Annotated in this window: 21 protein-coding genes and 1 pseudogene; 14 read left to right on the top strand and 8 right to left on the bottom strand. The window is 57.1% G+C overall.

Annotation, left to right across the window (positions count from 1 at the left end; genetic code table 11):
• Nucleotides 1–166: 166 nt before the first annotated feature.
• Together ACFSE1_RS05240 and ACFSE1_RS05235 are read right to left on the bottom strand one after the other, a co-directional pair.
• On the bottom strand, nucleotides 167–889 hold the full coding sequence (locus ACFSE1_RS05240) for a response regulator transcription factor (protein ID WP_377397406.1): 723 nt from the start codon (nucleotides 887–889) through the stop codon (nucleotides 167–169).
• Nucleotides 886–2109: a GAF domain-containing sensor histidine kinase gene (locus ACFSE1_RS05235; RefSeq protein ID WP_377397403.1), complete on the bottom strand. Its 1224-nt coding sequence runs from the start codon at nucleotides 2107–2109 to the stop codon at nucleotides 886–888. The genes ACFSE1_RS05240 and ACFSE1_RS05235 overlap by 4 nt, the downstream gene beginning before the upstream one ends.
• A gap of 255 nt (nucleotides 2110–2364) precedes the next feature.
• Here ACFSE1_RS05235 and ACFSE1_RS05230 point away from each other — a divergent pair, with 255 nt between their 5' ends.
• The 5 genes from ACFSE1_RS05230 (at nucleotide 2365) to ACFSE1_RS05210 (ending at nucleotide 7710) form a co-directional block, all read left to right on the top strand.
• Complete coding sequence (locus tag ACFSE1_RS05230) at nucleotides 2365–3384, top strand: ABC transporter substrate-binding protein (protein WP_377397399.1); 1020 nt, start codon at nucleotides 2365–2367, stop codon at nucleotides 3382–3384.
• Nucleotides 3385–3455: 71 nt separating this feature from the next.
• Nucleotides 3456–4907 (top strand): ATP-binding cassette domain-containing protein, encoded by a 1452-nt coding sequence (locus tag ACFSE1_RS05225; protein WP_377397396.1) that lies wholly within the window; start codon nucleotides 3456–3458, stop codon nucleotides 4905–4907.
• Nucleotides 4904–5836 (top strand): ABC transporter permease, encoded by a 933-nt coding sequence (locus ACFSE1_RS05220; RefSeq protein ID WP_377397393.1) that lies wholly within the window; start codon nucleotides 4904–4906, stop codon nucleotides 5834–5836. The genes ACFSE1_RS05225 and ACFSE1_RS05220 overlap by 4 nt, the downstream gene beginning before the upstream one ends.
• Nucleotides 5837–5841: 5 nt before the next feature.
• Nucleotides 5842–6792 (top strand): ABC transporter permease, encoded by a 951-nt coding sequence (locus ACFSE1_RS05215; protein WP_377397390.1) that lies wholly within the window; start codon nucleotides 5842–5844, stop codon nucleotides 6790–6792.
• A gap of 15 nt (nucleotides 6793–6807) precedes the next feature.
• Nucleotides 6808–7710 (top strand): SMP-30/gluconolactonase/LRE family protein, encoded by a 903-nt coding sequence (locus ACFSE1_RS05210; RefSeq protein WP_377397387.1) that lies wholly within the window; start codon nucleotides 6808–6810, stop codon nucleotides 7708–7710.
• A 142-nt stretch (nucleotides 7711–7852) separates the two neighbouring features.
• Here the strand turns inward: ACFSE1_RS05210 and ACFSE1_RS05205 are convergent, their stop codons facing one another.
• The 4 genes from ACFSE1_RS05205 to speB form a co-directional block, all read right to left on the bottom strand.
• Entirely contained in the window at nucleotides 7853–9343 is a 1491-nt protein-coding gene (locus tag ACFSE1_RS05205; protein ID WP_377397384.1) for an NAD-dependent succinate-semialdehyde dehydrogenase, read from the bottom strand.
• Nucleotides 9344–9346: 3 nt separating this feature from the next.
• Nucleotides 9347–10627 carry a 4-aminobutyrate--2-oxoglutarate transaminase gene (locus tag ACFSE1_RS05200; protein WP_377397869.1) on the bottom strand — a complete coding sequence of 427 codons (1281 nt, stop codon included), beginning with the start codon at nucleotides 10625–10627 and terminating at the stop codon, nucleotides 9347–9349.
• A 93-nt stretch (nucleotides 10628–10720) separates the two neighbouring features.
• Nucleotides 10721–12316 carry a gamma-glutamyltransferase gene (gene ggt / locus ACFSE1_RS05195; RefSeq protein ID WP_377397381.1) on the bottom strand — a complete coding sequence of 532 codons (1596 nt, stop codon included), beginning with the start codon at nucleotides 12314–12316 and terminating at the stop codon, nucleotides 10721–10723.
• Between the two features lie 52 nt (nucleotides 12317–12368).
• Nucleotides 12369–13403, bottom strand: coding sequence for an agmatinase (gene speB / locus ACFSE1_RS05190; RefSeq protein WP_377397378.1), 1035 nt, complete (start codon nucleotides 13401–13403; stop codon nucleotides 12369–12371).
• A gap of 160 nt (nucleotides 13404–13563) precedes the next feature.
• On the opposite strand from speB, the gene ACFSE1_RS05185 reads away from it, so the two are divergent.
• The 9 genes from ACFSE1_RS05185 to ACFSE1_RS05145 all read left to right on the top strand — a co-directional run bounded on the left by ACFSE1_RS05185 (nucleotide 13564) and on the right by ACFSE1_RS05145 (nucleotide 23515).
• Nucleotides 13564–14670 carry an ABC transporter substrate-binding protein gene (locus ACFSE1_RS05185; protein ID WP_377397375.1) on the top strand — a complete coding sequence of 369 codons (1107 nt, stop codon included), beginning with the start codon at nucleotides 13564–13566 and terminating at the stop codon, nucleotides 14668–14670.
• A gap of 73 nt (nucleotides 14671–14743) precedes the next feature.
• Nucleotides 14744–15784: an ABC transporter ATP-binding protein gene (locus tag ACFSE1_RS05180; RefSeq protein WP_377397372.1), complete on the top strand. Its 1041-nt coding sequence runs from the start codon at nucleotides 14744–14746 to the stop codon at nucleotides 15782–15784.
• Nucleotides 15785–15787: 3 nt separating this feature from the next.
• Nucleotides 15788–16642 (top strand): ABC transporter permease, encoded by an 855-nt coding sequence (locus ACFSE1_RS05175; RefSeq protein ID WP_377397368.1) that lies wholly within the window; start codon nucleotides 15788–15790, stop codon nucleotides 16640–16642.
• Entirely contained in the window at nucleotides 16639–17433 is a 795-nt protein-coding gene (locus tag ACFSE1_RS05170; protein WP_377397365.1) for an ABC transporter permease, read from the top strand. Before ACFSE1_RS05175 ends, ACFSE1_RS05170 begins: the two co-directional genes overlap by 4 nt.
• The gene (locus ACFSE1_RS05165; protein ID WP_377397363.1) at nucleotides 17430–18818 is read left to right on the top strand and encodes an NAD(P)/FAD-dependent oxidoreductase; all 1389 of its coding nucleotides are present in this window, start codon (nucleotides 17430–17432) and stop codon (nucleotides 18816–18818) included. Before ACFSE1_RS05170 ends, ACFSE1_RS05165 begins: the two co-directional genes overlap by 4 nt.
• On the top strand, nucleotides 18818–20305 hold the full coding sequence (locus tag ACFSE1_RS05160; RefSeq protein ID WP_377397360.1) for an aldehyde dehydrogenase family protein: 1488 nt from the start codon (nucleotides 18818–18820) through the stop codon (nucleotides 20303–20305). The genes ACFSE1_RS05165 and ACFSE1_RS05160 overlap by 1 nt, the downstream gene beginning before the upstream one ends.
• A gap of 24 nt (nucleotides 20306–20329) precedes the next feature.
• Nucleotides 20330–20680: a cupin domain-containing protein gene (locus ACFSE1_RS05155; RefSeq protein ID WP_377397357.1), complete on the top strand. Its 351-nt coding sequence runs from the start codon at nucleotides 20330–20332 to the stop codon at nucleotides 20678–20680.
• Between the two features lie 45 nt (nucleotides 20681–20725).
• A complete protein-coding gene (locus tag ACFSE1_RS05150) occupies nucleotides 20726–22393 on the top strand; it encodes an amidohydrolase (RefSeq protein ID WP_377397353.1) in 1668 nt (555 codons plus the stop codon).
• A gap of 174 nt (nucleotides 22394–22567) precedes the next feature.
• Entirely contained in the window at nucleotides 22568–23515 is a 948-nt protein-coding gene (locus ACFSE1_RS05145) for a LysR family transcriptional regulator (RefSeq protein WP_377397350.1), read from the top strand.
• A gap of 90 nt (nucleotides 23516–23605) precedes the next feature.
• Here ACFSE1_RS05145 and ACFSE1_RS05140 read toward each other — a convergent pair whose 3' ends face one another.
• Both ACFSE1_RS05140 and ACFSE1_RS05135 read right to left on the bottom strand, forming a co-directional pair.
• Nucleotides 23606–24064 (bottom strand): MEKHLA domain-containing protein, encoded by a 459-nt coding sequence (locus ACFSE1_RS05140; protein WP_377397347.1) that lies wholly within the window; start codon nucleotides 24062–24064, stop codon nucleotides 23606–23608.
• A gap of 171 nt (nucleotides 24065–24235) precedes the next feature.
• Nucleotides 24236–24466, bottom strand: a pseudogene (locus tag ACFSE1_RS05135) (SDR family oxidoreductase); the annotation flags it as partial.
• Nucleotides 24467–24534 lie beyond the last annotated feature (68 nt).

Below are 24534 nucleotides of genomic sequence, written 5' to 3'. Positions count from 1 at the left end.
AGCCCATCCCAAGCCGCGTTTCACCTGTTTTTACAGGCACGCTTGTTTGCATAATCGAGAGACTAGAAGCAGTCTCATTTCAAACGGAAACATCTGAAATGCGCTGTCTCGTTTTGCTTACGCAGGCCGGATACAAAAGCGGACATATGTTTGCTGCACCTGCCCTCTAGTGGCTACTCATCCAGTCTGACAGCTCCGCCTCCGCACGCTCAAGCGCGGAATAGTTTAGCAACTTCCGCAACAGGGCAATCGAGACTGCCCGGGCGCGGAGATTGAAGCGGTTCTCCTCCTGCGCCCCAGTGCCGGGATGGTGAACGTCAAGCTTTTCATAAAGCCGCTGTAGGCGGTTCTGTACACTGCGCAGAGAGAGGTTGCGCCGGGTGGCGATGGCCCGGTCAGTCAATCCAAGGGCAATATCGACGAGGATCTCGTATTCGCTATCCGTCAGCCCGTTGGATGTGCCAAGGCTTCTTTGCTGCAGGCCCCGCACTTCTCGGTCAATCACACATTGGCTTTCAATGAAGATGCTTCGCAGCGCCAGCTTCAGCCGGTCATCCGATGCCGACTTAAGCACATAACCATAGGCTGCCCCCGCTGGTACAATGCGGGAAACACCGCGCACATAAGCCTCATCGGCATAATTCGACCAGAAGAGAATGCGCGTGTCGGGGCGCTCTTTCCAGATTGTGCGGGCCGCTTCGATGCCATTGCGGGCATTCATCTGGAGGTCCATGACGACATGCGCGAACTTGTTTTCCCGCGCAAGCCGCTCGCCGATCATGCCGTTTTCCGCCTCGATCACATGAAGGCATTCCGGCAAGGCCGACCGCACGGCCTCGCTGAGATAGGAGCGGTGAAGAGGATCGTCCTCGATGATCAGGACTTTCACGAATGGTTCTCCTTGCGTGTCGTCGGCAGGCTTACGCTGACGGTCGTGCCAACGCCCGATGTGCCGCGTCCGACATCGAAACGCGCAGATATCAGGCGGGCTCTCGTGCGCATATTGTCAATTCCGCCGCCAGAACGTTTTGCCGATGGCGCAATTCCCACGCCATCGTCCTGCACTTCCACAGTCAGCGCACGTGATGTCCGCTTCAGCAGCACCTTCAGATGATCTGCCTGTGCATGCCGTATGGCATTGTTGATGGCCTCCTGCGTAATTCTGAAAAGGGCAATGGCGACCGATTGCTCAAGGTGATCGAATGCCCCCGCTGCCTCATCCACAAGCTCCCAGACAAGGGTCGCGCCGCTGTCTCGCAGGGAGCGATCCAGATGCGTTTCCACGGCCTGCGCGAAGCCGAAGAGCTGGAGCACAGTAGGCTGCGCCGTCTCTATGATTTGCCGCAAATCCTGCATGCAATGCTGCAAGCCCCTCAAAAGAGGCTCCAACTCTTCCTCAGCCATGTCCGAACTGCGGCTGAGTTTCTCCATCCGACGCGCAAGCCGTGTCAGATCAGCCAGCGTCTGGTCATGAAGGTCCATGCCAATGCGTTGTCTTTCGCTTTCCAGCGCTTCCGTGAGACGTAAGGCCCCGAGGCGCAGGCCTTCTTCACGCGCACGCGCCTCAGCCTCGATGATTGCAGATCGCTTGCTCTGCTCTGCTGCCCGCAGAGCGAAAAAATAGGGGGCAAGGAGATCGGCAATCGCTCTCGCCCGTTCCACATCGTCGGACCCGTAAAAGCCAACCGTGCGGCTGGAGCAGGAAAAGGCGCCTATCACATCCCCCTGAACCTTCAGTGGCACATGCAAACGCCCGCGAAGCCCCAGCTGAACGATGGGATAGGAATGAGCCCCTTCGAAGTGGAAGCGAGGATCGTTGCAGGCATCGTCGGTGAGCAGCATGTCCACCTCGCCGAAAAGCAGGCTGCGGATAGGGCTGCCGCTGACTGGCAGGGGCGGCAGAAGACTCCAATCCGTTTCCATGCCGCTCTCGTGCGCCGTGTGGAAATTGCCATCAAGCATCTTGATGCACACATCCATATGGTCATGGGGAATAATGTGAGCAATCTCCTGCGCCACCACCTGTATGGCAGAGCGAAAATCCAGCTGCCCGGCCAGAAGCCGTGATATCGCCAGATATTGTTCAAGCAGCGCACCAGAGTGAAGCACCGTCTTTCCTCCCTGCCGCTGCGTGCGGCGGCCCTCATGTCGAATGTGCGTCCCAAGGGGATGTCATGTCTTGCGGGATCCCGCAAATTATATGCGCAGGTTCGCACACACTATGCCGTTTTCGCCCTATGCACGATCAAGGCTATGGCTGAATATGCATGCACTGAGGTCGGAGGCTTCAGCTTTGCATTCATCGGAAGCGGGGAGGACCGCATTCCGAACCCGGTGAGGAGCCGGATTTACAGGGAGAGAGACATGACGTTCAAGACCATTCTGCTGGCAACAGCAGCCGTGCTTTCTGTTGCCGTACTGCCGCAGGCTGCAAATGCGGATACTTCGGGCAAGAAGATCGCCCTTTCCAACAATTATGCTGGAAATTCCTGGCGTCAGGCCATGCTGACCAGCTGGGACAAAGTAACGAAGGAGGCAATTGCAGCCAACAAAGTTGCTGCTGCCGATGCATTCACCACGGCCGAGAACCAGGCGACGGAACAGGCGGCGCAGATTCAGAACATGATCCTGCAAGGCTATGACGCCATTGTCGTCAACGCTGCCTCACCGACTGCCTTGAACGGCGCGGTTAAAGCTGCCTGCGATGCAGGCATCGTCGTCGTATCCTTCGATGGTATTGTGACTGAACCCTGCGCATGGCGCATTGCGGTGGATTTCAAGGAAATGGGCCGCAGCCAGATTGAATATCTTTCCAAGCGCCTGCCGCAGGGAGGAAATCTGCTGGAACTGCGCGGCCTTGCGGGTGTCTTCGTTGACGACGAAATCTCGGCTGGCATCCACGCAGGCGTCAAGCAGTTCCCGCAGTTCAAGATTGTTGGCTCCGTGCATGGTGACTGGGCGCAGGATGTCGCGCAGCGCGCCGTTGCCGGTGTTCTGCCCAGCCTGCCGGAGGTCGCGGCTGTCGTCACGCAAGGCGGAGATGGCTATGGAGCGGCCCAGGCATTCGAGGCGGCCAAGCGCAAGACGCCGATTATCGTGATGGGCAACCGCGAAGACGAGTTGCAATGGTGGAAGAAGCAGAAGGATGCGAATGGCTACGAGACCATGTCTGTCTCCATCGCGCCTGGTGTTTCAACGCTTGCCTTCTGGGTCGCGCAACAAATTCTGGACGGCAAGGACGTCAAGAAGGATCTGACTGTGCCTTTCCTGCGGATCGATCAGGCCAATCTGGATGAGAGCCTGAAGACCACGCAGAAGGGTGGCGTGGCGAATGTCGAATATAGCCAGGCCGATGCCGAGAAGGTGATCGCTGAGGCGAAGTAAGTCCCCTCTCCGGCCAGCCTCGCAATGGCTGGCCGGTAATTTCCAAGACGAATTGAGGACGGACATCAGGCATGAGCACTCCCGTTGTTGCCGTGCGCGGCGCAAGCATCACCTTTGGCGCGGTCCGTGCGCTATCGGGCGTCGATCTGGATATTGCTGCCGGTGAAGCCGTTGGCCTTGTGGGGCATAACGGTGCGGGCAAATCTACCATTGTGAACGTCATCAATGGCGGCCTTACTCCCCATAGCGGCAGTATCGCCTATGGTGGCGCGGAAGCCGGTTTATCCGGCGTTTCTGCTGCCCGTTCAGGCGGCGTTCGGTGCGTTTTTCAGGAACTGTCGCTTTGCCCCAATCTTTCGATTGTTGAAAATGCGCGCCTTATGCATGCGGGCTTGAAGGGCTGGGGCTGGCGCCGGAAGGCCCTGAAACTGGTGAGCGCCAAACTTCAGGAAATCTTTCCCGGCAATCGCATAGAATGTGAGGCTACCGTTGGCACTCTGTCGATTGCCGAACGCCAGATGGTGGAAATCGCACTGAACTTTCTGACGGTGGATATGCCGCCCAGACTGGTTATTCTGGATGAGCCGACCTCCTCCCTCGATTCTGCCCTTGCTGATCAATTGCTGTTGCATGTGCGCAGGTTTGTTGCGGGTGGTGGTTCCGTCCTGCTGATATCCCATATTCTCGGAGAGATTCTCTCAACCTCCACGCGGGTGGTGGTCATGAAGGACGGCGGCGTGGTCGCCGCGCGGCCGGTCGCGGATTTTACGCCCAAAAGCCTGGTTGAGGCCATGGGCAGCGTCATCCGCGAGAAGACGCAGAAAGGAACGCGGAACGGCCTTGCCGCTGCGCCCATCATCATCGATCTGCCTCCCGCACCTGCCGCCAGCCACCGTTTTCGCGCACGCAAGGGGGAGATCATAGGCCTTGCGGGCCTCGGCGGTCATGGCCAGACCGATATGTTGCTCTCTCTGTTTCGCGCGCGCTCCAGCAATTGGCTGCCGCACAAGCCTCAAGACATTGCTTTCGTTGCGGGGGACCGTGCGCTGAATGGGACATTTCCGCTCTGGAGCATTCTTCGCAATCTCTCGATCGGCAATCTCGGCGCGCTGTCTCGACGGTGTGCGGTTGAAGCGGCGCAGGAGGAAAGTGTGGGCGCTGAATGGAAGGCAAGAACAGCCATTCGCACTCCCGATATGAACCTGCCCATCCTGTCGCTCTCCGGCGGCAATCAGCAAAAGGTTCTCTTTGCCCGCGCACTTTCCACCCCTGCCAAAATCGTGCTGATGGACGACCCCATGCGGGGCGTCGATATCGGCACGAAGCAGGATGTCTATTCCATCATCCGTGCGGAAGCCGAAGCTGGCCGCACTTTCATATGGTATTCAACTGAAATGGACGAGATCTGCCTGTGCGACCGGGTTTACGTGTTCCGCGACGGAAGCATTGTTGCTGAATTGACCGACGACGATATAAACGAGCACCATGTGCTGGCCGCATCCTTCTCGGGAGACGCAGCATGAGAATGCGACTCTCGCCAGACTTTATCCGCCTTATCATTCCTGCAGCATCACTCGTCATCCTTCTGGCTGCCGTCTTCTGGCTGCAGCCACGCGCAATGAGCTACATGGGGCTGAACCTCCTGTTTAATCTTGCCGTGCCGATTGCATTGGCAACGATTGCCCAGATGCTCATCATCGCGGTCAACGATCTCGATCTATCTATCGGAACATTCGTGAGCTTCGCCGCCTGCGTGACCGCCGTGTTCATGCCGACGCAGCCACTCCTCGGCATTGTCATTCTGGCGGCAGCCATCGCGGCCTATGCTCTGATCGGTCTCGTCATCCATATTCGCGATCTTCCCTCGATTGTCGTCACCTTGGGCATGAGCTTCGTGTGGGGTGGTCTTGCGGTGCTGATCCTGCCCTCCCCCGGCGGGCAAGCGCCGGTATGGTTGCGGGGATTGATGACGGCATCGTTCCCGGGCATTCCCTTTGCCATCGTGGCAAGCATCGTCATCGGCCTTGTGGCGCATCTTCTGGTTATGAAGTCTACATTGGGCGTCGCCATTCGCGGGGTTGGCGGCAATGCACGGTCTGTTTCCAGGGCAGGCTGGTCCGTTCTCAGAATCAAGGTAGCCGCCTATGCGCTTTCCGGCCTGTTTTCCGTGCTTGCAGGCATGGCGCTGGTGGGTCTTACGACATCGGCAGATGCCAATATCGCGCTACGCTATACGCTTCTTTCGATTGCTGGTGTCATTCTGGGCGGCGGTGATTTTGTCGGCGGACGGGTTTCGCCGCTTGGCGCCGTTGTCGGGGCATTGACGCTGACACTGGCAGGTTCCTTCCTGTCCTTTCTGCGCATTTCACCGGACTGGCAAATCGGCGCGCAGGGTGCGGTGCTGATCGTTGTTCTGGGCCTTCGATTGATCTTCTCGCGACGGGAGGCATAGGTGACATGAGGAAGCTATTGAACTCAACCTTTACCCGGCCGTGGATCTGGTCCTGGCTTGCTGCACTCGTCACATTCGCGCTCACCGTCGTCGTGACAGGCGGGGCCGCCTCCTTCAGCCTCGCCCAGGCAACGCTGACTTTCGCGACCTTCTCCCTGATCGTCGGCCTTGGTCAGATGCTGGTGATCACGCTGGGGCCTGGCAATGTGGATTTGTCCGTACCGGCCACGATCACACTCTCAGGCACGCTGGCCTTGAAGTTCATGGATGCTGACCCATCGCTAATCCTGCCCGGACTGTTCGTCGCCATCGGGATCGGGATTGGTGTCGGTATCGCCAATTATGCATTGATCAAGTTGCTGCGCATCCCGCCGATCATCGCCACGCTTTCCATGAGCTTCCTTGTGCAATCCCTTGCCATCTGGTCCAATCGCGGTCTGCGCATCAAGCCGCCGGAGGAACTGTCAGCCTTCACCACCGGCCTCGTTTTCGGCATTCCCAACATTGCGGTGGTCGGCCTGCTTCTTTCCGCCATTGTGTGGTGGCTGCTGGATCGTTCGATCTATGGCCGCTGGATTTCAGCCATAGGGCAAAGTCCGTTTGCTGCCCGAATGGCAGGCATTCCGGTGGATGGCACGCGCTTCGTTACTTATCTTCTCTGTGCGGTTCTCGCTGCACTGTGCGGATATCTGCTTGCCAGCTTCTCGGGCGGCGCCGCCCTTAATATGGGAGCCGAGTACCTGCTGATGTCCATTGCTGTCGTCGTTATCGGCGGATCGGCGGTAGCTGGGGGCAATTCCAATGTTCCCGGCATATGGGGCGCCTCTCTTTTCATGTTCCTCGTCGTCTCGATGCTGAACACCTACGGTTTTGGTGCGGGCATCCGCTTGATGCTGACAGGTCTCATCATTATTGCCGTCATCATTGCCGCAAGCCGACGGGTCAGCACCCGCTAATCAGGGCCTTTTTCCATGAACGCATCTGTTTTTGTGACTTTCGATCCGCGTTTCCGCCAACTCATTGTTCCAAGTGCCGAACTGGAGGAGCTGTTCGATGGGGGGCGGTGGACAGAAGGCCCGGTCTGGTTCGCCGATCAAAATCTCCTTCTCTTCAGCGACATCCCTAACGAAAGGATGTTACGCTATGTGGAAGGGCAGCCTGTTTCCGTCTTTCGCCAGCCCAGCAATTTCGTCAATGGCAACACCCGTGATCGGCAAGGACGGCTGATCTCCTGCGAGCATGGCGGACGAAGGGTCATTCGGACCGAGATTGACGGCAGCATTTCAGTGCTTGCCGAGACCTATCGCGGTAAACGCCTCAACTCCCCCAATGACGTCGTGGTGAAATCGGATGGAAGCGTCTGGTTTACCGACCCCACTTACGGGATCATGTCGAACTATGAAGGCTATCAGGCCGAACCAGAGCAGACGCATCGAAACGTCTTTCGCCTCGATCCTGTAACAGGTGATCTGGAGGCGGTCGTTGATGACTTCGGCCAACCCAATGGACTGGCCTTCTCCCCGGATGAAACTCGTCTTTACATCGCTGACTCTGCACGCAGCCACGACGATGCAGCCGAACCGATCATCCGCGTTTTCGATGTGGTGGATGGACGAAGGCTGACGAATGGTCGGACATTCTGCGGGTTGGACAACGGAATTCCCGACGGGTTCCGTCTTGATGTCTATGGCAACCTCTGGACCAGCGCCGGGGATGGTGTGCATTGCTTTGCACCGGATGGCACGCTGATCGGCAAGGTGCTGGTGCCGCAGACTGTGGCAAATCTCTGCTTCGGGGGAGCAAGGCGAAACCGGCTCTTCATTACCGCGACACGCTCTCTTTACTCCATCTATCTGGCAACCATCGGGGCTTGAACGCCTGCGAGGATGAGCATGCTGAATGCTCATCCTCGCAAAGCCTGTCAGGTCTCATCCGCCCTTGGGCTCGGAATTATCCCCTTGTCTCACCACTTCCGGTCGGAAGCGCTGTTACAAAGCGGAAGGTTGATAGCGAAGATTACGGAGCCTGCTCGATACTGACGCAGAGATACTTGATCTCCAGATAGTCCTCGATACCGTATTTTGATCCCTCGCGTCCCTGCCCCGACTGCTTGATGCCGCCGAAAGGAGCAACTTCGGTAGAGATAAGGCCGGTGTTCACGCCGACCATCCCGTATTCCAGTGCCTCAGCCACACGGAAGATCTTCGACACATCCTTTGAGTAGAAATAGGAGGCGAGTCCGAACTCGGTATTGTTAGCCAGTTCGATGACCTGCTCTTCCGTTTCAAACTTGAAGAGCGGAGCGACCGGACCGAAGGTTTCCTCACGCGCCACTTTCATTTCCGCCGTGACCCCGGTGAGTACAGTCGGCTGGAAGAAGAGGCCACCGCGTGCATCTCTCTCGCCACCCAATTCCACCTTTGCGCCTTTCGACACCGCATCGGCGATATGCTCTTCGACCTTGTCCAACGCCTTCTGCGTAATCAGGGGTCCGGCATTGACGCCAGCTTCAAACCCATCGCCGACCTTCATGGCAGCAACTTTTTCGCTCAGCTTCTTTGCAAAAGCATCGTAGACACCAGCCTGGACATAAAGCCGGTTTGCGCAAACGCAGGTCTGGCCGTTGTTGCGATACTTTGAAACCATCGCGCCTTCGACAGCAGCATCAAGGTCCGCATCGTCGAACACGATGAAAGGCGCATTGCCGCCAAGCTCAAGCCCAAGCTTCATGATCTGTTCGGCACCCTGACGCATCAGGATCTTGCCGACATTGGTTGAGCCGGTAAAGGTGAGCTTGCGCACCTTGTCGTTCTCCGTGAATTCCTTGCCGATTGAGGCGGAATCCTTGGAAAGAATAACGTTGAAGAGCCCGGCTGGAAGGCCGGCACGCTCGGCCAGAAGCGCTAGAGCAAGGGCCGATAGTGGCGTTTCTGCAGCCGGTTTGGAAACCATGGCGCATCCGGCTGCGATTGCTGGCGCAAATTTACGCGCCAGCATGGCATTGGGGAAATTCCAGGGCGTGATCGATGCGACAACGCCGACCGGCTGTTTGAGGACGATGATGCGCTTGTCCTGTTGATGGCCGGGAATAGTGTCGCCGTAAACGCGCTTCGCTTCTTCGCCAAACCATTCGACATAGGAAGCGCCGTAAAGGATCTCGCCTTTGGCCTCAGCCACTGGCTTGCCCATTTCGGTGGTAAGGATGATCGCCAGATCGTCCGCATTAGCGATCATCAGGTCATAGAGCTTGCGAAGAACTACGGCACGTTCCTTGCCTGTCTTTGCCGCCCACAGTTTTTGGGCCCGATAGGCCGCATCGATGCTACGGGACGTTTCATCGCGCCCCATGTCAGGCAAGGTCGCAATCACTTCACCATTGGAAGGATTGGTCACGTTGAAGGTTTTGCCGCTATCGCTGGCCGCCACCCAAGCTCCGGCAATCAGTGCCTTGTCGGTGACAAGCGAAGGGTCCTTCAGCTTCGCAAGCAGGCTCTCCGAAATAGCCATGGATCAAGCCTCCGATGCGCATTCACGCAGCGTTGTTTCGAGGATCGAAAGTGCTTCATTGAAAACATCGTCTTCAATGGTGATGGGCGCGAGGAAGCGAATGACGTTTCCATAAACGCCGCAGGTCAGCAGGATGAGGCCCTTCTGCAAGGCGCGTTCACGTACCTTGTTGGTAAATTCGGCATTCGGTGTCTTGCTGCCCGGAAGATTGAATTCCACGGCATTCATGAAACCGGGGCCGCGGACATCGGCGATTTGCGGAACCGCTTCGCGCAGACCTTCGAGCTTCTGCTTCAGGCGGTTGCCAAGCGAGACTGCCCGGTCATTCAACTTTTCTTCTTCGATCACGTCCAGAACGGCGTTTCCAGCGGCGATACCAATTGGGTTGCCGCCATAGGTGCCGCCAAGGCCGCCAGGGCCCGGCGCGTCCATGATGTCGGCACGGCCAGTCACTGCCGCAATCGGGAAGCCCCCGCCAAGGCCCTTAGCCATGGTCGTCAGATCTGCAACCACACCGTAATGTTCCATGGCAAACAGCTTTCCGGTACGGGCAAAGCCGGTCTGCACTTCGTCAGCGATCAACAGAATGCCGTGCTTGTCCGCGATCTCACGCAGCTTCTGCATGAAGGCGCGCGGCACTTCGTAGAAGCCGCCTTCGCCCTGGACGGGTTCTACAATAAAGGCCGCAACACGACCGGGATCGACATCTGCCTTGAACATCTTGTCCAGCACGGAGAGCGAATCTTCCATGCTCTGCCCATGCAGATCCACCGGGAATGGAACGTGAAATACGTCTGGCACCATGGGGCCGAAGCCGTTTTTGTAAGGCACCACCTTGCCCGTCAACGTCATGGCCATGAAGGTACGTCCGTGGAAGCCGCCGGTGAATGCAATGACAGCAGAACGGTTGGTCGCGGCCCGCGCGATCTTCACCGCATTTTCAACGGCTTCTGCGCCAGTGGTGACGAAAATTGTCTTTTTCTTGAAACTGCCCGGCACAAGCTGATTGAGCCGCTCGGCCAGACGAACATAATTCTCATAGGGCACGACCTGGTGGCAGGTATGCGTGAAATGATCGAGCTGATCCTTCACCGCCGCGATGACCTTGGGGTGCCGGTGACCTGTGTTCACCACCGCAATGCCAGCGGCGAAGTCGATATAGCGGCGTCCTTCGACATCCCAGATTTCCGCATTCTGCGCCTTGTCTGCGTAAACTTGCGTTGTGACGCCCACCCCCCGCGATATGGCATCTGCACGGCGCGAAGCAATTTCCTGATTCTGCATCATCTTCAATTCCTCAAAATAATTCTGGTCTGCGATCTATCGCTGTAGGGTTCGCGCGGGCATCGCGCCTGGCAGGGCGCGGGCGCCGCCATCTCAATAACCAAGCGCCATGCCGTCTTTTCGGGATTCCGATGCACCGGAAAGTGTACCGTTTTCCCGATCTATACGAATGACCTGCGCACCTCCGATGGGATCTTCCGCCGGCACGATTTCAAAGCCGCGCCGTGTGAGTTCCGCAACCGTTTCAGCAGGCACTGTATGTTCTGCCTCGACGCGTGGTGCTTTGCCACCCACGGGAATGAGGCGCGGAAGATCGATCGCCTCCTGCATATCCATCCCGTAATCCACCACCTTCGATATCAGGTGTGCATGGCCCATTGCCTGATAATAGCCGCCCATCACGCCGAAGGACATTTCCGTCTGCCCGTTGCGGGTGACCATGCCGGGAATGATCGTGTGCAGAGGGCGCTTGCTCGGCGCAATCACATTCGGATGTCCGCGCTTCAGCGAAAAGCTCTGGCCGCGATTATGTAGCACAACGCCGCATTGCGGAGCGACAAGGCCGGTTCCAAAGCAATCGAAAATGGAGTTGATGAAGCTCACCGCGTTACGCTCGTCATCAACCACCGAAATGTAAACCGTATCCTTGTGGAGCGGCATTTCGAAATCCGGCAGCTCAGTCAGGGCGCGGTTAAGGTCGATCATCGAGGCAAGTTTGGCGGCGAATTCTGTGGAGAGCAACTCATCAACCGGCACCTCGGCCTTTGACGGATCTGCAATCCACGCGTCGCGCGCGGCATAGGCAAGACGCGTCGCCTCAATTTCAATGTGCAGACGATCCGGAGATGTCGCTTCGTATTTGCTATCGAAGTGCGACAGGATGTTGAGAATCAGCAGCGCAATAATGCCTTGCCCATTGGGCGGACATTCATGAACCGTATAGCCGCGAAAATCCGTGGTTACCGGAGTGACATATTCACCCTGAGCAGAGGCAAAATCCTCCAGAGTGTGCAAACCGCCAAGCGAGCGCAGATACTCCACCATATCCGCAGCCACCCGACCTTTGTAGAAGCCGTCGCGACCTTCATTGGCAATCAGCCGAAGAGTTGCAGCCAGAAGCGGCTGGCGATGCATTTCCCCGATGCGTGGCGCGCGACCTTTCGGCAGGAATATGTTTGCCGCGTCTTTGTCTGCAGATAGAAGCTTTTCCTCACGCAACCAATCGCGATGAACGCGCGGTGTGATTGCATAGCCTTCCTCCGCATAGGCAATCGCCGGAGCAAGCACCTCGGCAAATGGCAAGCGCCCATGGTCCGTATGCAGCCTCGTCCAGGCATCAATAGCGCCGGGGATCGTTACCGAGGCTGGAGACTGGCGGGGCACTTCGCTCAGTCCGCGCTCTTCGAACCATTCCAGGGTCAGAGCCTTGGGCGTCCGGCCGGAACCGTTGTAGGCCAGAACCTTATCCCCGCCCTTCGGTGCATAAAGAACGAAGCAGTCACCACCAATGCCAGTCGAGCCCGGCTCCACCACGCATTGAACGGCACATGCCGCGATGGCTGCATCCATGGCGTTGCCGCCTGCCTGCAAAATCTTAAGCGCAGTCAATGTTGCATAGGGGTGGGACGTTGCGGCCATGGCCTTCGCCGACACGGCAGTTGACCGTGTGGGTTTTTCGAAGTTGCGCATCTTGGGGCATTCTCCTTGTCAGTGTCGGCAGTGGATCAGGCTGCTGAAGCGTTCAATCTTTGACCATCAGGCAAAGGATTGTATGAAGGACCTGAGCGGCAATCTGTGCCGTATTGGTCGTTGAATCGTATTGAGGTGCGACTTCCACGACATCTCCCCCAACAATATTCAGGCCGGAAAGCCCGCGCAGGATCTGCAACACCTCACGCGGCTGCAAGCCGCCGACTTCTGGCGTTCCGGTTCCCGGCGCGAAACCCGGATCGACACTATCGATGTCGAAGGAAATGTAGGTTGGGCCAGCGCCGACGATTTCGCGCGCTTTCTCGATGATCTTCGGCAGGCTCGTCTCGTTGATCTCCTCTCCATGCACCACGGTCATGCCGCTTTCATAGGAGAACTCCCAGAGATATTCCGCCGGGCCGCGGATGCCGATCTGGATTGTGCGTCGTGGATCGAGCACGCCATCAAGGACAGCCAGACGGAACGGCCCACCGTGCTGGAACTTGGTGCCTTCGTATGGACCGGCCGTATCGCAATGGGCGTCAATGTGGATCAAACCTACGGGCTCTTTCGCACCCACGGCCTTGAGGATTGAGGATGTGATTGAGTGATCGCCGCCAACGCTGAGCGGGCGAACACCGGCTTTGACCAGACGATGATAGAAAGCTTCGATATCCGCATGGCACTGGGCCAGATCGTAGCGGCTCTGCATCGGCACGTCACCGATATCGGCAATCTTGGCCTTGCTCATCGGCGCGACGCGAAGGACATGATCATAAGGGCCTACACGCTCCATGCTGCGAAGCGCACGGGGACCGAAACGGCTGCCGTTACGGTTTGTCACGCCCAGATCCATGGGAACGCCGATCAGCGCAATATCCAGCCCGCCAAAGTCTGCCGATTGCGCTGCATCCGGCATAGACGGCGCATCGAGGAAGGTTGGAATGCCAGCAAACGGCCATTTGCGCTTGTCGCCGCCAGTAAACTGCGCTTCGGCTACCTCACGGAAATGGGGGTCGAAAATATCGCCACCTGAAGCGTTGCCATATTTCTCGCGAAGGGCTTTCAGATGCAACTGGTCGGTCATGGAACACTCTCCTGATAAAACGAGGCAGAGCTTAATGAGCGGATGCGCCAGATTAGTTCTGATTTCTCCGAAGTGATGACGGGCCAATTTCTTATGTATTTCTGAAACGCGATCATTGACCATCCAAGATCAATGGATGCCAAAAATAAAGGGGAGCATCATGACCGACAGCAATCTCATACAATCGCCAATTCGCCGCCGTAGCGTACTGGCGGGACTTTCCGCAGCAGGCGTGGCGTCAGTCGTAACCGGTTTTCCGAACATTGTTCGTGCACAGGAAAAAAAGCTGCGCGTCGGGGTCTATGGAGGCTACTTCAAGGACACTTTCGACACAGCCATCTTTCCTGATTTCAAGGCAGCGACGGGCATCACCATTGAAAGCGTTGCCGAGCCGACGGGCGAAGTCTGGCTGGTTCAGCTGGAACAGGCAGCGAGAGCTGGCAAATCTCCAGTCGATGTTTCCATGATGGCTGGTGTGCCGGTCATTCGGGGCGCCAATTCCGGCCTCTGGGCACCGCTCGACCCGAAGCGTCTGCCCAACCTGAAGAATGTAAAGCCTCACCTGGTTAACAGAAACAAGGCTGGCGAAGTTGTCGCGGTCGGTGCGACAGGCTGGTACATCACTCTTGTCTCCAACACCGACGTTTACAAGGAAGCGCCGACCTCCTGGAAAGATATCTGGGACCCGAAATACAAGGACAGCCTTGGGCTGCTTGCCAATGTCGGCAACTCTTACCTGCTTGAAGTCGCAGCCAAATGCTATTTCGGCGGAATTAAACACCTGGATACCGATGACGGCATTCGCGAAGCTGCTGCAAAGGTGGGCGAATTGAAGCCGAATGTGCGCCTGTGGTATCGCGATGAAGCTCAGTTCGAACAGGCCCTGAAATCCGGCGAAATCCCGATGGGTCAATACTTCCACGACGTGACGCGCCTTGCCGTCAAGGATGGCTTCCCGGTCCGCTCGACGATGCCGATCGAAGGCGGGATCTATGACTATGGCTCCTGGGCCGTTACCAAGGCTGCGGCTCCCGCTCTGGATCTCGCGCATATCTACATCGATTACATGTCGCAGGCTTCCACCCAGGCAACCCTTGCGCGCAAGCTCGGCGCTGCGCCGGTCATAGACCGGTCTCTGACCGATCTCACGGATGAGGAATTCGATTCCGTCTCCTCTGATATCGATCCGGTCACACCGCATTATGAAATGCAGGCATTGAAGACCGATTTCATCAACCAGGTCTGGAGCGAGATGCAACAGGGCTGATCCTGATTTTGCATCGAACAAGCCTACCGGAGCGGGTGAAGTGCAGCCGCTCCCAATGCCTGAAGGAAAGTACATGTCGGGATTGGCGATCCAAAAGCTCAACAAGACCTACGGCCCGGTAAACGCATTGAGCGATATCTCGCTGAAGGTGGAAAATGGGCAGTTCGTATGTCTGCTCGGTCCTTCCGGGTGCGGCAAGTCCACGTTGCTGCGCATTATCGCCGGACTGGAGACCGCATCGACAGGAAAGATCATCCTTGATGATCGCGATATTACCGAAGTACCGGCTCATCTTCGCGATTTCGGAATGGTATTCCAGTCGCTTGCCCTGTTCCCGCATCTTTCGGTTGGCGAAAACATCGCCTATCCGCTACGCATTCGAGGTGTTTCGAAGGATGTTCAGAAGTCGGAAGTGGAAAGACTGCTGAAACTCGTTCACCTGCCGGGTGTTGCCGATCGTGCCATCAACCAGCTTTCAGGCGGTCAGCGCCAACGCATCGCCATTGCGCGCGCGCTTGCCTTGAAACCGAAACTCTTTCTCCTTGATGAGCCAATGTCTGCGCTCGACGCCAAGCTGCGTGAAGCCATGCAGGTGGAGTTGAAGCGCCTGCAACAGGAACTGGGGATTACCACTTTCCTGGTCACGCATGACCAAAGGGAAGCGATGACCACCGCGGACGTCGTCGTGGTCATGTCAGGCGGCGTTATCCAACAGGTTGCCCCACCACTCGAAATCTATCGAAACCCGGCCAACGCCTTCGTTGCGGACTTTATCGGGGTCGCCAACCTGATCGAAGGGCATGTTGAAGCGCCTGGCAAAGTCATCGTCCCCGGCGGAACGGTCAGCATCGGCAATGCGCCCGCATACGGTAAAATAACCTTCTCGGTTCGCCCTGAAGATCTGGAGATTCGCACTCAGCCAAGCGAAAGCAGCGTGGCAGGCAAGGTGGCATTCACCCGTCATCTGGGTTCGGCCATCGAAGTCAATGTTGCGGTCGAAGGACAACCCAGAGATATCATCGTCTCCCTGCCATCGCGGCAGGAGAGCAGCTTGACCGTGGGGCAATCTGTTTACGTTCATGTTCCGGCCTCGGCCTGCGTTGTTCTGAGGTGAACCATGAATGTTCCCAAGCCTCAATCTTTCGCGGTCTATCTGCCGCTTCTGGTGCCCGCTTCCCTTCTGACACTCTTCTTTGTCGTGCCTTTCGGCTCGATGATCCTTGCCTCGTTTCATAAGAATGCCGGTGGGGGCCTGATCGAAAACATTCTCACACTGGAAAACTACGAACGCCTGTTGAGCCCCTTTTTCGGCTGGTTGGTTGTGGCCTCTTTCGGTCTTGCTCTGGGCGTGGCGGCCATCGCCATTGTCATCGCGTTTCCTTTTTCCTATCTGCTCGTCAACGCACCGCGCTCCACGCAGGTCTGCTGGCTGATCTTCCTGCTCTCCATCCTTTCTCTGTCGGAATCCATCATCGGTTTCGCCTGGTCGACGCTCTTGTCCCGGACCGCCGGGATCAGCAATTTTCTCGTCTTTATCGGGTTACTGGACAAGCCGGCCTCCTATGCGCCAGGACTGGCGGCGGTCGTTGCAGGTGTTGTCTATACCGCCTTTCCCTATGCAGTTCTGGTGCTCTTTCCTATTCTCTCGCGGGTCGATCCGCATATCGAGGAAGCGGCCAGAACTCTGGGCACCTCCCCCTTGCGCACGTTCTTCATTGTTGTGCTTCCGATGCAGCGTAATTCCATCGTCACGACCTTCCTGATGATCATGGTCTTTACGCTCGGCACATACTTGATGCCCCAGATTCTCGGTCGGCCGCAGCATTGGACACTGTCTGTCGCCATCAGCGACCAGGCGCTCGTGCAGTCGAATATTCCATTCGCAGCCGCACTGGCAGTGTTTCTGGTGATCGTGACGCTGTTGATCGCGGGAACGGTTGTTCTCTTCGGGCGTAAGGAGCAAACGCAATGAACCAGATCCTTGTGCGCCGCATTTTTTTCACGCTGCTTGGCGCTGTCATGTCCGCTCCACTGATTGTGGTACTGGGCGTTTCCGTGAACGAGAGGAAGTCTCTGACCTTTCCGCCACAGGGCTTTAACCTCAGCTGGTATCTGGATCTGTTTCGCGTGGCCGACTGGTCTGGCGCTGTGGTGAACAGCACGATTATTGCACTGTTATCTGCGAGCTTTGCTGTGCTGATTGCCTTTCCGCTGGCATGGTTCAACTGGCGTTATCGCCTGGGCATCGTCAAAATCGTCGTTGCGATTGGCCTGATGCCGTTCCTTCTGCCGCCGGTCATCACGGCCATGGGCTTTCTGTCATTCTGGACGCAGTCCGGATTTTATGGCCAATCCTGGACGGTTGTCATCAGCCACGGGATATTCCTTGTCTCCTTGCCGCTGGTCTCTCTTTCACTGGGCTTCGGATCTTTGGAAGACAGTCTGCCGGAAGCAGCAGCCACCATGGGGGCAGATAACCTCACCATTCTGCGGACAATCGTTCTGCCGCTGGTGCGTCCCTACCTGATCTCCGGCTTTGCCTTCGCCTTCGTCGTATCGCTTAACGAATATCTTGTGGCTTACATGACGGTGGGTGCCGTTCTGGAAACCTTGCCGATGAAGATCTTCAATTCCTTGCGCTACGGCTATACGCCGGTCATGGCATCGGCCTCGATTTTCTTCGTATTCGTCACCGTCATAATTTTCTCGCTGGTTGCCCGTTTCGGCGATCTGCCGAAACTGCTCGGAGCATATTCAAAATGACCGCAACTCGCAGGTCCTTGGCCGACGCGACACTCTATCCGTTCTGGCTCGATAATCCGCTTGCTCCCTCGAGTGAAGCTCATCTCGTAGGTCAGGCCGATGCCGACCTGCTCATCGTCGGCGGCGGGTTTACCGGCCTTTGGGCATCTATTCTCGCCAAGCAGGCCAATCCGGGGCGCGATGTTGCAATCATTGAAGCTGGAAAAGTAGGGCACGGGGCCTCGGGCCGCCCCGGCGGTATCGTTTCCACCTCGGTCATGCACGGCCTTTCCAATGCAAACCGGATTTTTCCCAAAGATCTCCCCGCGCTGGAGCGGCTCGGCAAGGCCAATCTCGACGGCTGGACGAAGACCATCGAGGACTATGCCATCGATGCGGATCTGGAATGGTCCGGTGAAATGACTGTCGCCATCGGTCACGGGGGCATGGATGAGCTGCGAGAAGAGTTCGAGCTTGCAAAACGATACGGCCACAACGTTGTGCTGCTGGACCGGGAAAAGACACAGGCTGAAGTAGCCTCGCCCCTGTTCGATGGCGGAATGTGGTCGAAGGAGCGCAGCGGCATCGTGCATCCGGCCAAGCTCGCCTGGGGGCTGAAGAGGGTCGCCCTCAGCCTTGGCGTTCGCATTTACGAGCACACACCGATGACCGGGCTTGAAGATAACGGCGGTACCCTGACCATCGTTACCCATGACGGCCGCATTAAAGCCCCGAAGGTCCTGTTTGCGACCAATGCCTGGAATGCGGGCCACAAGGACATCAAGAAACGTATCGTGTCCGTGCGTGACCGCGTGCTTGCCACGGAGCCCCTGACGCAGGAACAGCTGTCAAGACTGGGCTGGAAGAACCGTCAGGGCATCTACGATACGCGGACCCAGTTGAACTATATGCGACTGACGCACGACAACCGCATTATCTTCGGCGGGCGCGTCGGCTATTTCTTCAACAACAACACAGACCCCGCCCAGGATCGGAAGATCGAGACCTACGACAGGCTCGCAGGCTACTTCTTCAACACCTTCCCGCAGCTCGGCGATGTCAAGTTCACGCATGCATGGTCCGGGCCGATCGATCTAACCATGCGGCTGGCCGTCCATTTCCAGCGTTATTACGGCGGCAAGGGCATTTACGCAGGCGGTTATTCTGGTTTTGGTGTCACCGCAACCCGGTTTGGCGCCTCAATCGGTCTCGATATTCTGGACGGCAAGGCCAATCCGGATCTCGACCTCGACTTCGCACGGACGCTGCCAAACTGGATTCCGCCGGAACCTTTCCGCTGGATCGGTGCGAAGACCACGATGTATGCGCTGGATGAGGTGGATCAAAAAGGCGGCTGGCGAAAATTGTGGATTAGCATGGTGCACAAAATGGGGTTCCCACTCTGATGACAACATTCACTCGCCCAATGCACCTTGAGGTGCCGACCGCTCTCCTCGAGCGCAAGCAGACCGTTTTCATTGACGGCCAATGGTTGGATGGCGCAGGCAGCCAGCCAATCCAGGCCATCGATCCATCCACGGGCAAAGCCTTTGCGGAGTTTGCACCTGCCTCGAAGGAACAGGTGGCGCAGGCCGCAGCGGCTGCCGCAAATGCATTTTCCACCTGGCGACAGACCAGCGGAAGCGAGCGCGCAGGCTTCCTGCGTGCCATTGCCAAGGGCCTGCAGGCCCGCAAGCCGCAACTGGTGGCCCTGCAGATGCTGAACAGCGGCAAACCGCGTTTCGAGGCTGAAATCGATGTCGACGACGCAAGCGCGACATTCGACTATTACGCCGAGCTTGCGGAAGGTTTGGACGGTGGACAAGGAAAGCCTGTGGAGCTCCCGCTGGAGGATCTGCAGGGCGCAACCTATTTCGAACCGCTGGGTCCGGTTGCATTGATCGTTCCCTGGAACTTTCCGATGGTCACGACTGCCTGGAAGCTGGCACCCGCGCTCGCTGCGGGCTGCACGGCTGTTTTGAAGCCATCGGAATTCACCACCCTGGCCGAGTTCGTCTATGGCGATCTTGCCATCGAAAGCGGGTTGCCAGCCGGTGTCCTCAACATCGTGCCGGGCCTGGGCGATATTGGTGCCGCATTGTGCGCCGATCGACGTTTTCGCAAGATTTCCTTCACTGGCTCCAACGCCACGGGTGCGCGCGTCATGGCAGCAGCGGCACAGCGCATTGTGCCGGTATCGCTGGAACTGGGCGGCAAGTCCCCCATCGTTATTCTGGAGGACGCGGATATCGACCAGGCGGTGGAGATTGCATCTGCCGGTATTTTCTTCAATTGCGGCCAGATGTGTTCAGCCACGTCGCGCCTCCTGGTGTCCGACAAGATTGCGGAAGAGTTCATCGAAGCACTCGTGGCAAAGGCTGCCAGCCTGAATGTTGGGGGGCACGAGACGGCGGAAGCGGAGATGGGACCGCTGATGAATGGGCCGCAATTTGAAAAGGTAAAGGCAGCGCTCCAGCAGGCGAAGGCAGATGGGCTGAATTGTCTGACGGGCGGTGCGGCAATTGCCGGGCGCGAAGGCTATTTTGTTGCACCCACCATCTATCGGGATGTGCCGATGGATAACTCTGTATGGCGCGATGAGATTTTCGGGCCTGTTCTCGCCGTGCGCAGCTTCTCAAGCGTTGAAGAAGCCATTGCAAATGCCAATGACACCGAATTCGGGCTTGCGGCGACTGTCGTCGGCACAGATCGGGATAAAGCGGATGCGGTAGCAGGTCGTATCGATGCCGGTCATGTCTGGGTCAACAGTGCGCAGATCATTTTCCCGAGCACCGCATGGGGTGGCTTCAAGGCAAGCGGTATTGGACGGGAACTGGGCCCGTGGGGCCTCTCCGCCTACCGGGCGGTGAAGCACGTGACGCGGGCTCGCTGAAAGCCTTCTGTAAAGGAACAAGAAATGTCGAAGCTGATTGCATTGGTACCGAACGGTCCAAATGGCCTGGAATCCTGTCAGGTAGTGCCCGCCGAAAGCCTGCTGACGGCAGCGCCGGCGGAACAGGGAACTGTCATCTTCTCGGAAGAGAAGCAGACCTGCGGAATTTGGGAAGCAACACCCTATGCCGAGCGTATGGACGATTATCCGTTCAACGAGATGGCCCATATCCTCTCCGGCAAGGTGATCATTACCCCCGATGGCGAGCAGCCGCAAAGCTTTGGGGCTGGTGACACCTATGTCATGCGCAAGGGTTTCAACGGGCGTTTCGAGGTCACAGAAACCTGCCGCAAATACTACTTCACTGTTGAATAATGAGTTGGCGGCGTCCTGAACGGGCGCTTGAGGAGAGGAGCACACATGGCCGTTTCAGCGGATATGATCATCACGAACGGCCGGATTATTTCCATGGATCCGGCGAAGCCGCACGCGCAAGCTATAGCCATTGCCAAAGGCCGCATCCTTGCTGTGGGAACCAACAGCGAAATTGCCGCTTACCAAACCAGCGAAACGCAGGTTATCGACGCAGCTGGCGCAACCGTTACCCCGGGCATCAACGAAAGCCATATTCATATCTTTGGTGGCTCTGCCGAACTGGACCAGCTTTCACTGTTTGAGGTGAAGGGCTATGACGCGATGAAATCAGCCATCTTGGCTTATGCGCAATCACGGCCTTCGGATCCTTTGCTGATGGCCAATACCTGTGACTACACAATCCTGGGTGAAGGTCGCGCAATTGACAGGCATGTGCTCGATTCCATTCTGCCAGATCGCCCGCTGGCCCTGATGTCTCCAGATCACCACACGGTCTGGGCCAATACGATCGCACTGACCAAGGCGGGGCTTCTGGGAGGTCGCAAACTTCCGCCAGGTAACGAAATCGTTATGGGGGAGGATGGTCTGGCGCAGGGAGAATTGCGCGAGCATTATGCCTTTGACGATGTTATTGCGTTAGGTCTTAACGCCGGAAGGGACATGCTGGGGCTCAGCACCGGTGATGAGCCGCAGCATGTTTCGGAGGCCGAGCGCGCCTTCGATCGCAACCTGCTGAAACGCGGTCTGCAGCATCTGGCAGCGCATGGCATCACCAGCTTCCAGAACATGGATGGCAATCGCTACCAGCTTGAACTCCTGTCCGAGATCCAGGCTGAGGGAGAGCTGCTTTGCCGAGGTCGGGTGCCATTGCACTATGTCAGCGGCGACATCATCGAACAGATGGACAAGGCGGCCCAGATGCATGCCGAGTTCAGCGGCGAATGGCTGAATTCCGGAACCGTGAAGGTGTTCATGGACGGGGTTCTCGATTCCCATACAGCCCTGATGTATGACGATTACGATGACCGGCCCGGTTGGAAGGGCGAGGCGCGTTTCGATCAGCAAACCTTTGACCGCATCTGCATTGAGGCAGACAAACGCGGACTTCAGATTGCCGTTCACGCCATTGGTGACGGCGCGGTATCCTGCGTTCTCGACGGCTATGCGGCAGCCAGAGCCGCAAACGGCGCGCGCGATAGCAGGCACCGCATCGAACATATCGAAGTGGTACGTTGGGGTGATCTCGACCGTATGCGGGAACTGAAGACTATCGCCTCCATGCAACCCACCGTTCCGCCCGGGCAAATGGGACTTCCACTGGAGCCGACACTGTCACGCATCGGCGCACAGAACTGGGACCGCTCCTATGCCTGGCGGGCCATTCGCGATGCCAAGATTGATCTGATCTTCTCGACCGATTGGCCGGTGTCGCCAGTATCCCCCATCCTGTCCATGCATTCTGCCATGACACGCAAGCCATGGCGGAGCGATCTGCCTGACAATCGTCAGACTCTGATGGAGGCACTCGACGCATACACCGTGCGCGGCGCTTACGCAGAATTTGCCGATGGGTGGAAGGGCACGCTGAAAGCGGGCTTTGCAGCTGACATCGTGGTCTGGGATCAGGATATGGAAAGCCTTGATCCAGATGCGATTGTGGGCGTCGCTCCGCGCTACACTATCTGCGCTGGTCGGATCACCTATGCCGCATGACCTATCTGTCGGTCATTTCGCAAACTAACCTCAGGCGTGGGCTTTCCAGCTCGCGCTTACCTCCCCCAAACTTCAACCGCCATACGTCTTGTTTCCAGACTGGCCAGGCAATATCGTCTGCAGGATCGATTCATGCGGCCTGATCGCTCCGGTTTGGCCCCCGAAGGATGCAAGATGCAAAGATCTGAGGCCAGTTCGCGTAGTCCCATTGCCGTGGACAATGCCGATATTCGCCTCATCCGTATCTTTATTCGAGTTGTTGAAGCGGGCGGTCTTTCCGCCGCCCAGGCAGACCTAAATCTTTCACTCTCCACAATCTCGGAAAAGATATCCGCCCTTGAGCAACGGCTGGGTGTGACGCTTTGCAAACGCGGACGCGGCGGCTTTCAGCTCACGGACAATGGTCGCCTCATTTTCGATGAATGCCAAAGGCTTTTTGGTTCGCTGGATCAATTCAGCCGGAAGGTTGCCGGGCTACGCTCGAACTTGAGCGGCACCCTGTCCGTTGGACTGGTTGACAACACAATTACCGATCCGGTTTCACCAGTCGCGGCAACCATTGCAGAATTGGCGGAAGTTGCCCCTTCGCTTCACCTGTCCATGGAAACCCGTTCACCGGGTGAACTGCTTCGTGATGTGGTGGCGAGAAAACTCGACCTTGCGGTCGGCAGCTTCCCGAGAATGGCACTCGGACTTGCCTATATCGATCTCTACGAGGAGACGCAGAACTTTTATTGTGGGGCGGGACACCCTCTGTTTGCCATGGCCGACGACGAAATTGGCATCGATCAAGTTCGCACACACCGCATTATCGGCCGCAGCTACTGGGCCGCGAGAGACATCAAGATCTTCGCTATTTCAAGTTCGCACGCGACCGTATCGAACATGGAGGCGGAAGCCTATCTGATACTATCGGGATGCTATCTCGGCTATCTTCCCGACCATTATGCGGCTCCCTTCGTCCAGCAGGGACGGATGCGACTGATCCGCCCCAATCTGTTTTCCTACAAGGCGAAGTTTCAGGTCGCGACACTCGAAGACTGGAAAAGCAGGCCGATTGTCAAAACCTTCGTCGATATCATCAGCAAGGCCTGCAAGGACCTTTCTGCAAGAACGAGCTAAAATAGGTCCGCAGAAAACCGGCTGACCTAAAAGTGCTCCATCTATTTGTTTTTGCGCAGGCTGAGCGGAGGAAGGGTTCAGGAACGCCGATCAGACGAAGGTCCAACGGCTGAATGCCGCTGCCTGGCCATGTATCTGACCGCTTTCATCCTGCAATTGCCAAACCGCGCCATCCTCCATCCAGAACCGCTGACCCGTCTTCGTTACCCGCAGGCCGCGATAATTGGTGATGAAGCCCCGTTGCGACACTGCGTCCAGCAGATGTTGACGTTCTGCCCTTTCTGCCATCTCCGCTGATAGCCGGGAGGGGAGCGTGATGAATTCACTCCAGTTGTAGCCGAAGAGGCGCTGGGCCGTCATGTTGGCATACACAAATGTCGGATCAGGCTCGGTGTTATGTGCCAGAACGACAAAAGGTGCCTCTCCATACAGCCATTCCGCGCCCTGCCCATCATCTATCAATCGTTTGCCGATCAACCTGTGATAGCTACCGACCAGCAGGTTAAAAAATGCCGGGGTATTTAAGTTCCCTCCAACTCCATAAACCATGTCATAGCCTTAAATCACTTCTTTGCTGAAAGGCAGTTCTGTAGCACATTCAACATGCGCCACAAAAGTCACGGGCTCCGTTAGAAGGACACCGGATTGAGGCAGATCGCCACACGCGTTTCAGGGGCGGACATTCCCAATTCCTGAAAAGCGAGCGGCGAACCAGAGCGCTCAGACCGTTGGTACAGTGCCGCCGTCGATTGTGAATTCGACACCTGTGATGGATGCCGCAAGATCGGACGACAGAAAAGCAATAAGGTTGGCCACCTCTTCCGGCTTTGCCGGACGTCCGAGTGGAATGCCACCGAGACTGTCCATGATGATCCTCTTGCCGCCTTCATAGTCGGTGTTCGCCTGTGCCGCCAACCGCTCAGCCAGTTGCACCGATCCTTCTGTCTCTATCGGTAATCCTCCCGGCAATTAACGGGCTTCAAAAGTAGAATTTTCTCGGGCTTTATGATCGAGGAGAT

The organism is Affinirhizobium helianthi (assembly GCF_042680945.1).
Classification (GTDB): Bacteria; Pseudomonadota; Alphaproteobacteria; order Rhizobiales; family Rhizobiaceae; genus Neorhizobium; species Neorhizobium helianthi.
Note: the sequence above shows the minus strand (reverse complement) of the source record. Positions and strands in the feature narration are given on the sequence as shown.

Excerpts from the sequence above, each read along its gene's own strand:
- ACFSE1_RS05175 (WP_377397368.1), top strand. The coding sequence starts at position 15,788 with ATGAATGTTCCCAAGCCTCAATCTTTCGCGGTCTATCTGCCGCTTCTG.
- ACFSE1_RS05215 (WP_377397390.1), top strand. The coding sequence starts at position 5,842 with ATGAGGAAGCTATTGAACTCAACCTTTACCCGGCCGTGGATCTGGTCC.
- ACFSE1_RS05210 (WP_377397387.1), top strand. The coding sequence starts at position 6,808 with ATGAACGCATCTGTTTTTGTGACTTTCGATCCGCGTTTCCGCCAACTC.
- ACFSE1_RS05225 (WP_377397396.1), top strand. The coding sequence starts at position 3,456 with ATGAGCACTCCCGTTGTTGCCGTGCGCGGCGCAAGCATCACCTTTGGC.
- ACFSE1_RS05180 (WP_377397372.1), top strand. The coding sequence starts at position 14,744 with ATGTCGGGATTGGCGATCCAAAAGCTCAACAAGACCTACGGCCCGGTA.
- ACFSE1_RS05145 (WP_377397350.1), top strand. The coding sequence starts at position 22,568 with ATGCAAAGATCTGAGGCCAGTTCGCGTAGTCCCATTGCCGTGGACAAT.
- ACFSE1_RS05200 (WP_377397869.1), bottom strand. The coding sequence starts at position 10,627 with ATGCAGAATCAGGAAATTGCTTCGCGCCGTGCAGATGCCATATCGCGG.
- ggt (WP_377397381.1), bottom strand. The coding sequence starts at position 12,316 with ATGCGCAACTTCGAAAAACCCACACGGTCAACTGCCGTGTCGGCGAAG.
- ACFSE1_RS05185 (WP_377397375.1), top strand. The coding sequence starts at position 13,564 with ATGACCGACAGCAATCTCATACAATCGCCAATTCGCCGCCGTAGCGTA.
- speB (WP_377397378.1), bottom strand. The coding sequence starts at position 13,403 with ATGACCGACCAGTTGCATCTGAAAGCCCTTCGCGAGAAATATGGCAAC.
- ACFSE1_RS05160 (WP_377397360.1), top strand. The coding sequence starts at position 18,818 with ATGACAACATTCACTCGCCCAATGCACCTTGAGGTGCCGACCGCTCTC.
- ACFSE1_RS05165 (WP_377397363.1), top strand. The coding sequence starts at position 17,430 with ATGACCGCAACTCGCAGGTCCTTGGCCGACGCGACACTCTATCCGTTC.
- ACFSE1_RS05150 (WP_377397353.1), top strand. The coding sequence starts at position 20,726 with ATGGCCGTTTCAGCGGATATGATCATCACGAACGGCCGGATTATTTCC.
- ACFSE1_RS05155 (WP_377397357.1), top strand. The coding sequence starts at position 20,330 with ATGTCGAAGCTGATTGCATTGGTACCGAACGGTCCAAATGGCCTGGAA.
- ACFSE1_RS05205 (WP_377397384.1), bottom strand. The coding sequence starts at position 9,343 with ATGGCTATTTCGGAGAGCCTGCTTGCGAAGCTGAAGGACCCTTCGCTT.
- ACFSE1_RS05140 (WP_377397347.1), bottom strand. The coding sequence starts at position 24,064 with ATGGTTTATGGAGTTGGAGGGAACTTAAATACCCCGGCATTTTTTAAC.
- ACFSE1_RS05230 (WP_377397399.1), top strand. The coding sequence starts at position 2,365 with ATGACGTTCAAGACCATTCTGCTGGCAACAGCAGCCGTGCTTTCTGTT.
- ACFSE1_RS05170 (WP_377397365.1), top strand. The coding sequence starts at position 16,639 with ATGAACCAGATCCTTGTGCGCCGCATTTTTTTCACGCTGCTTGGCGCT.
- ACFSE1_RS05220 (WP_377397393.1), top strand. The coding sequence starts at position 4,904 with ATGAGAATGCGACTCTCGCCAGACTTTATCCGCCTTATCATTCCTGCA.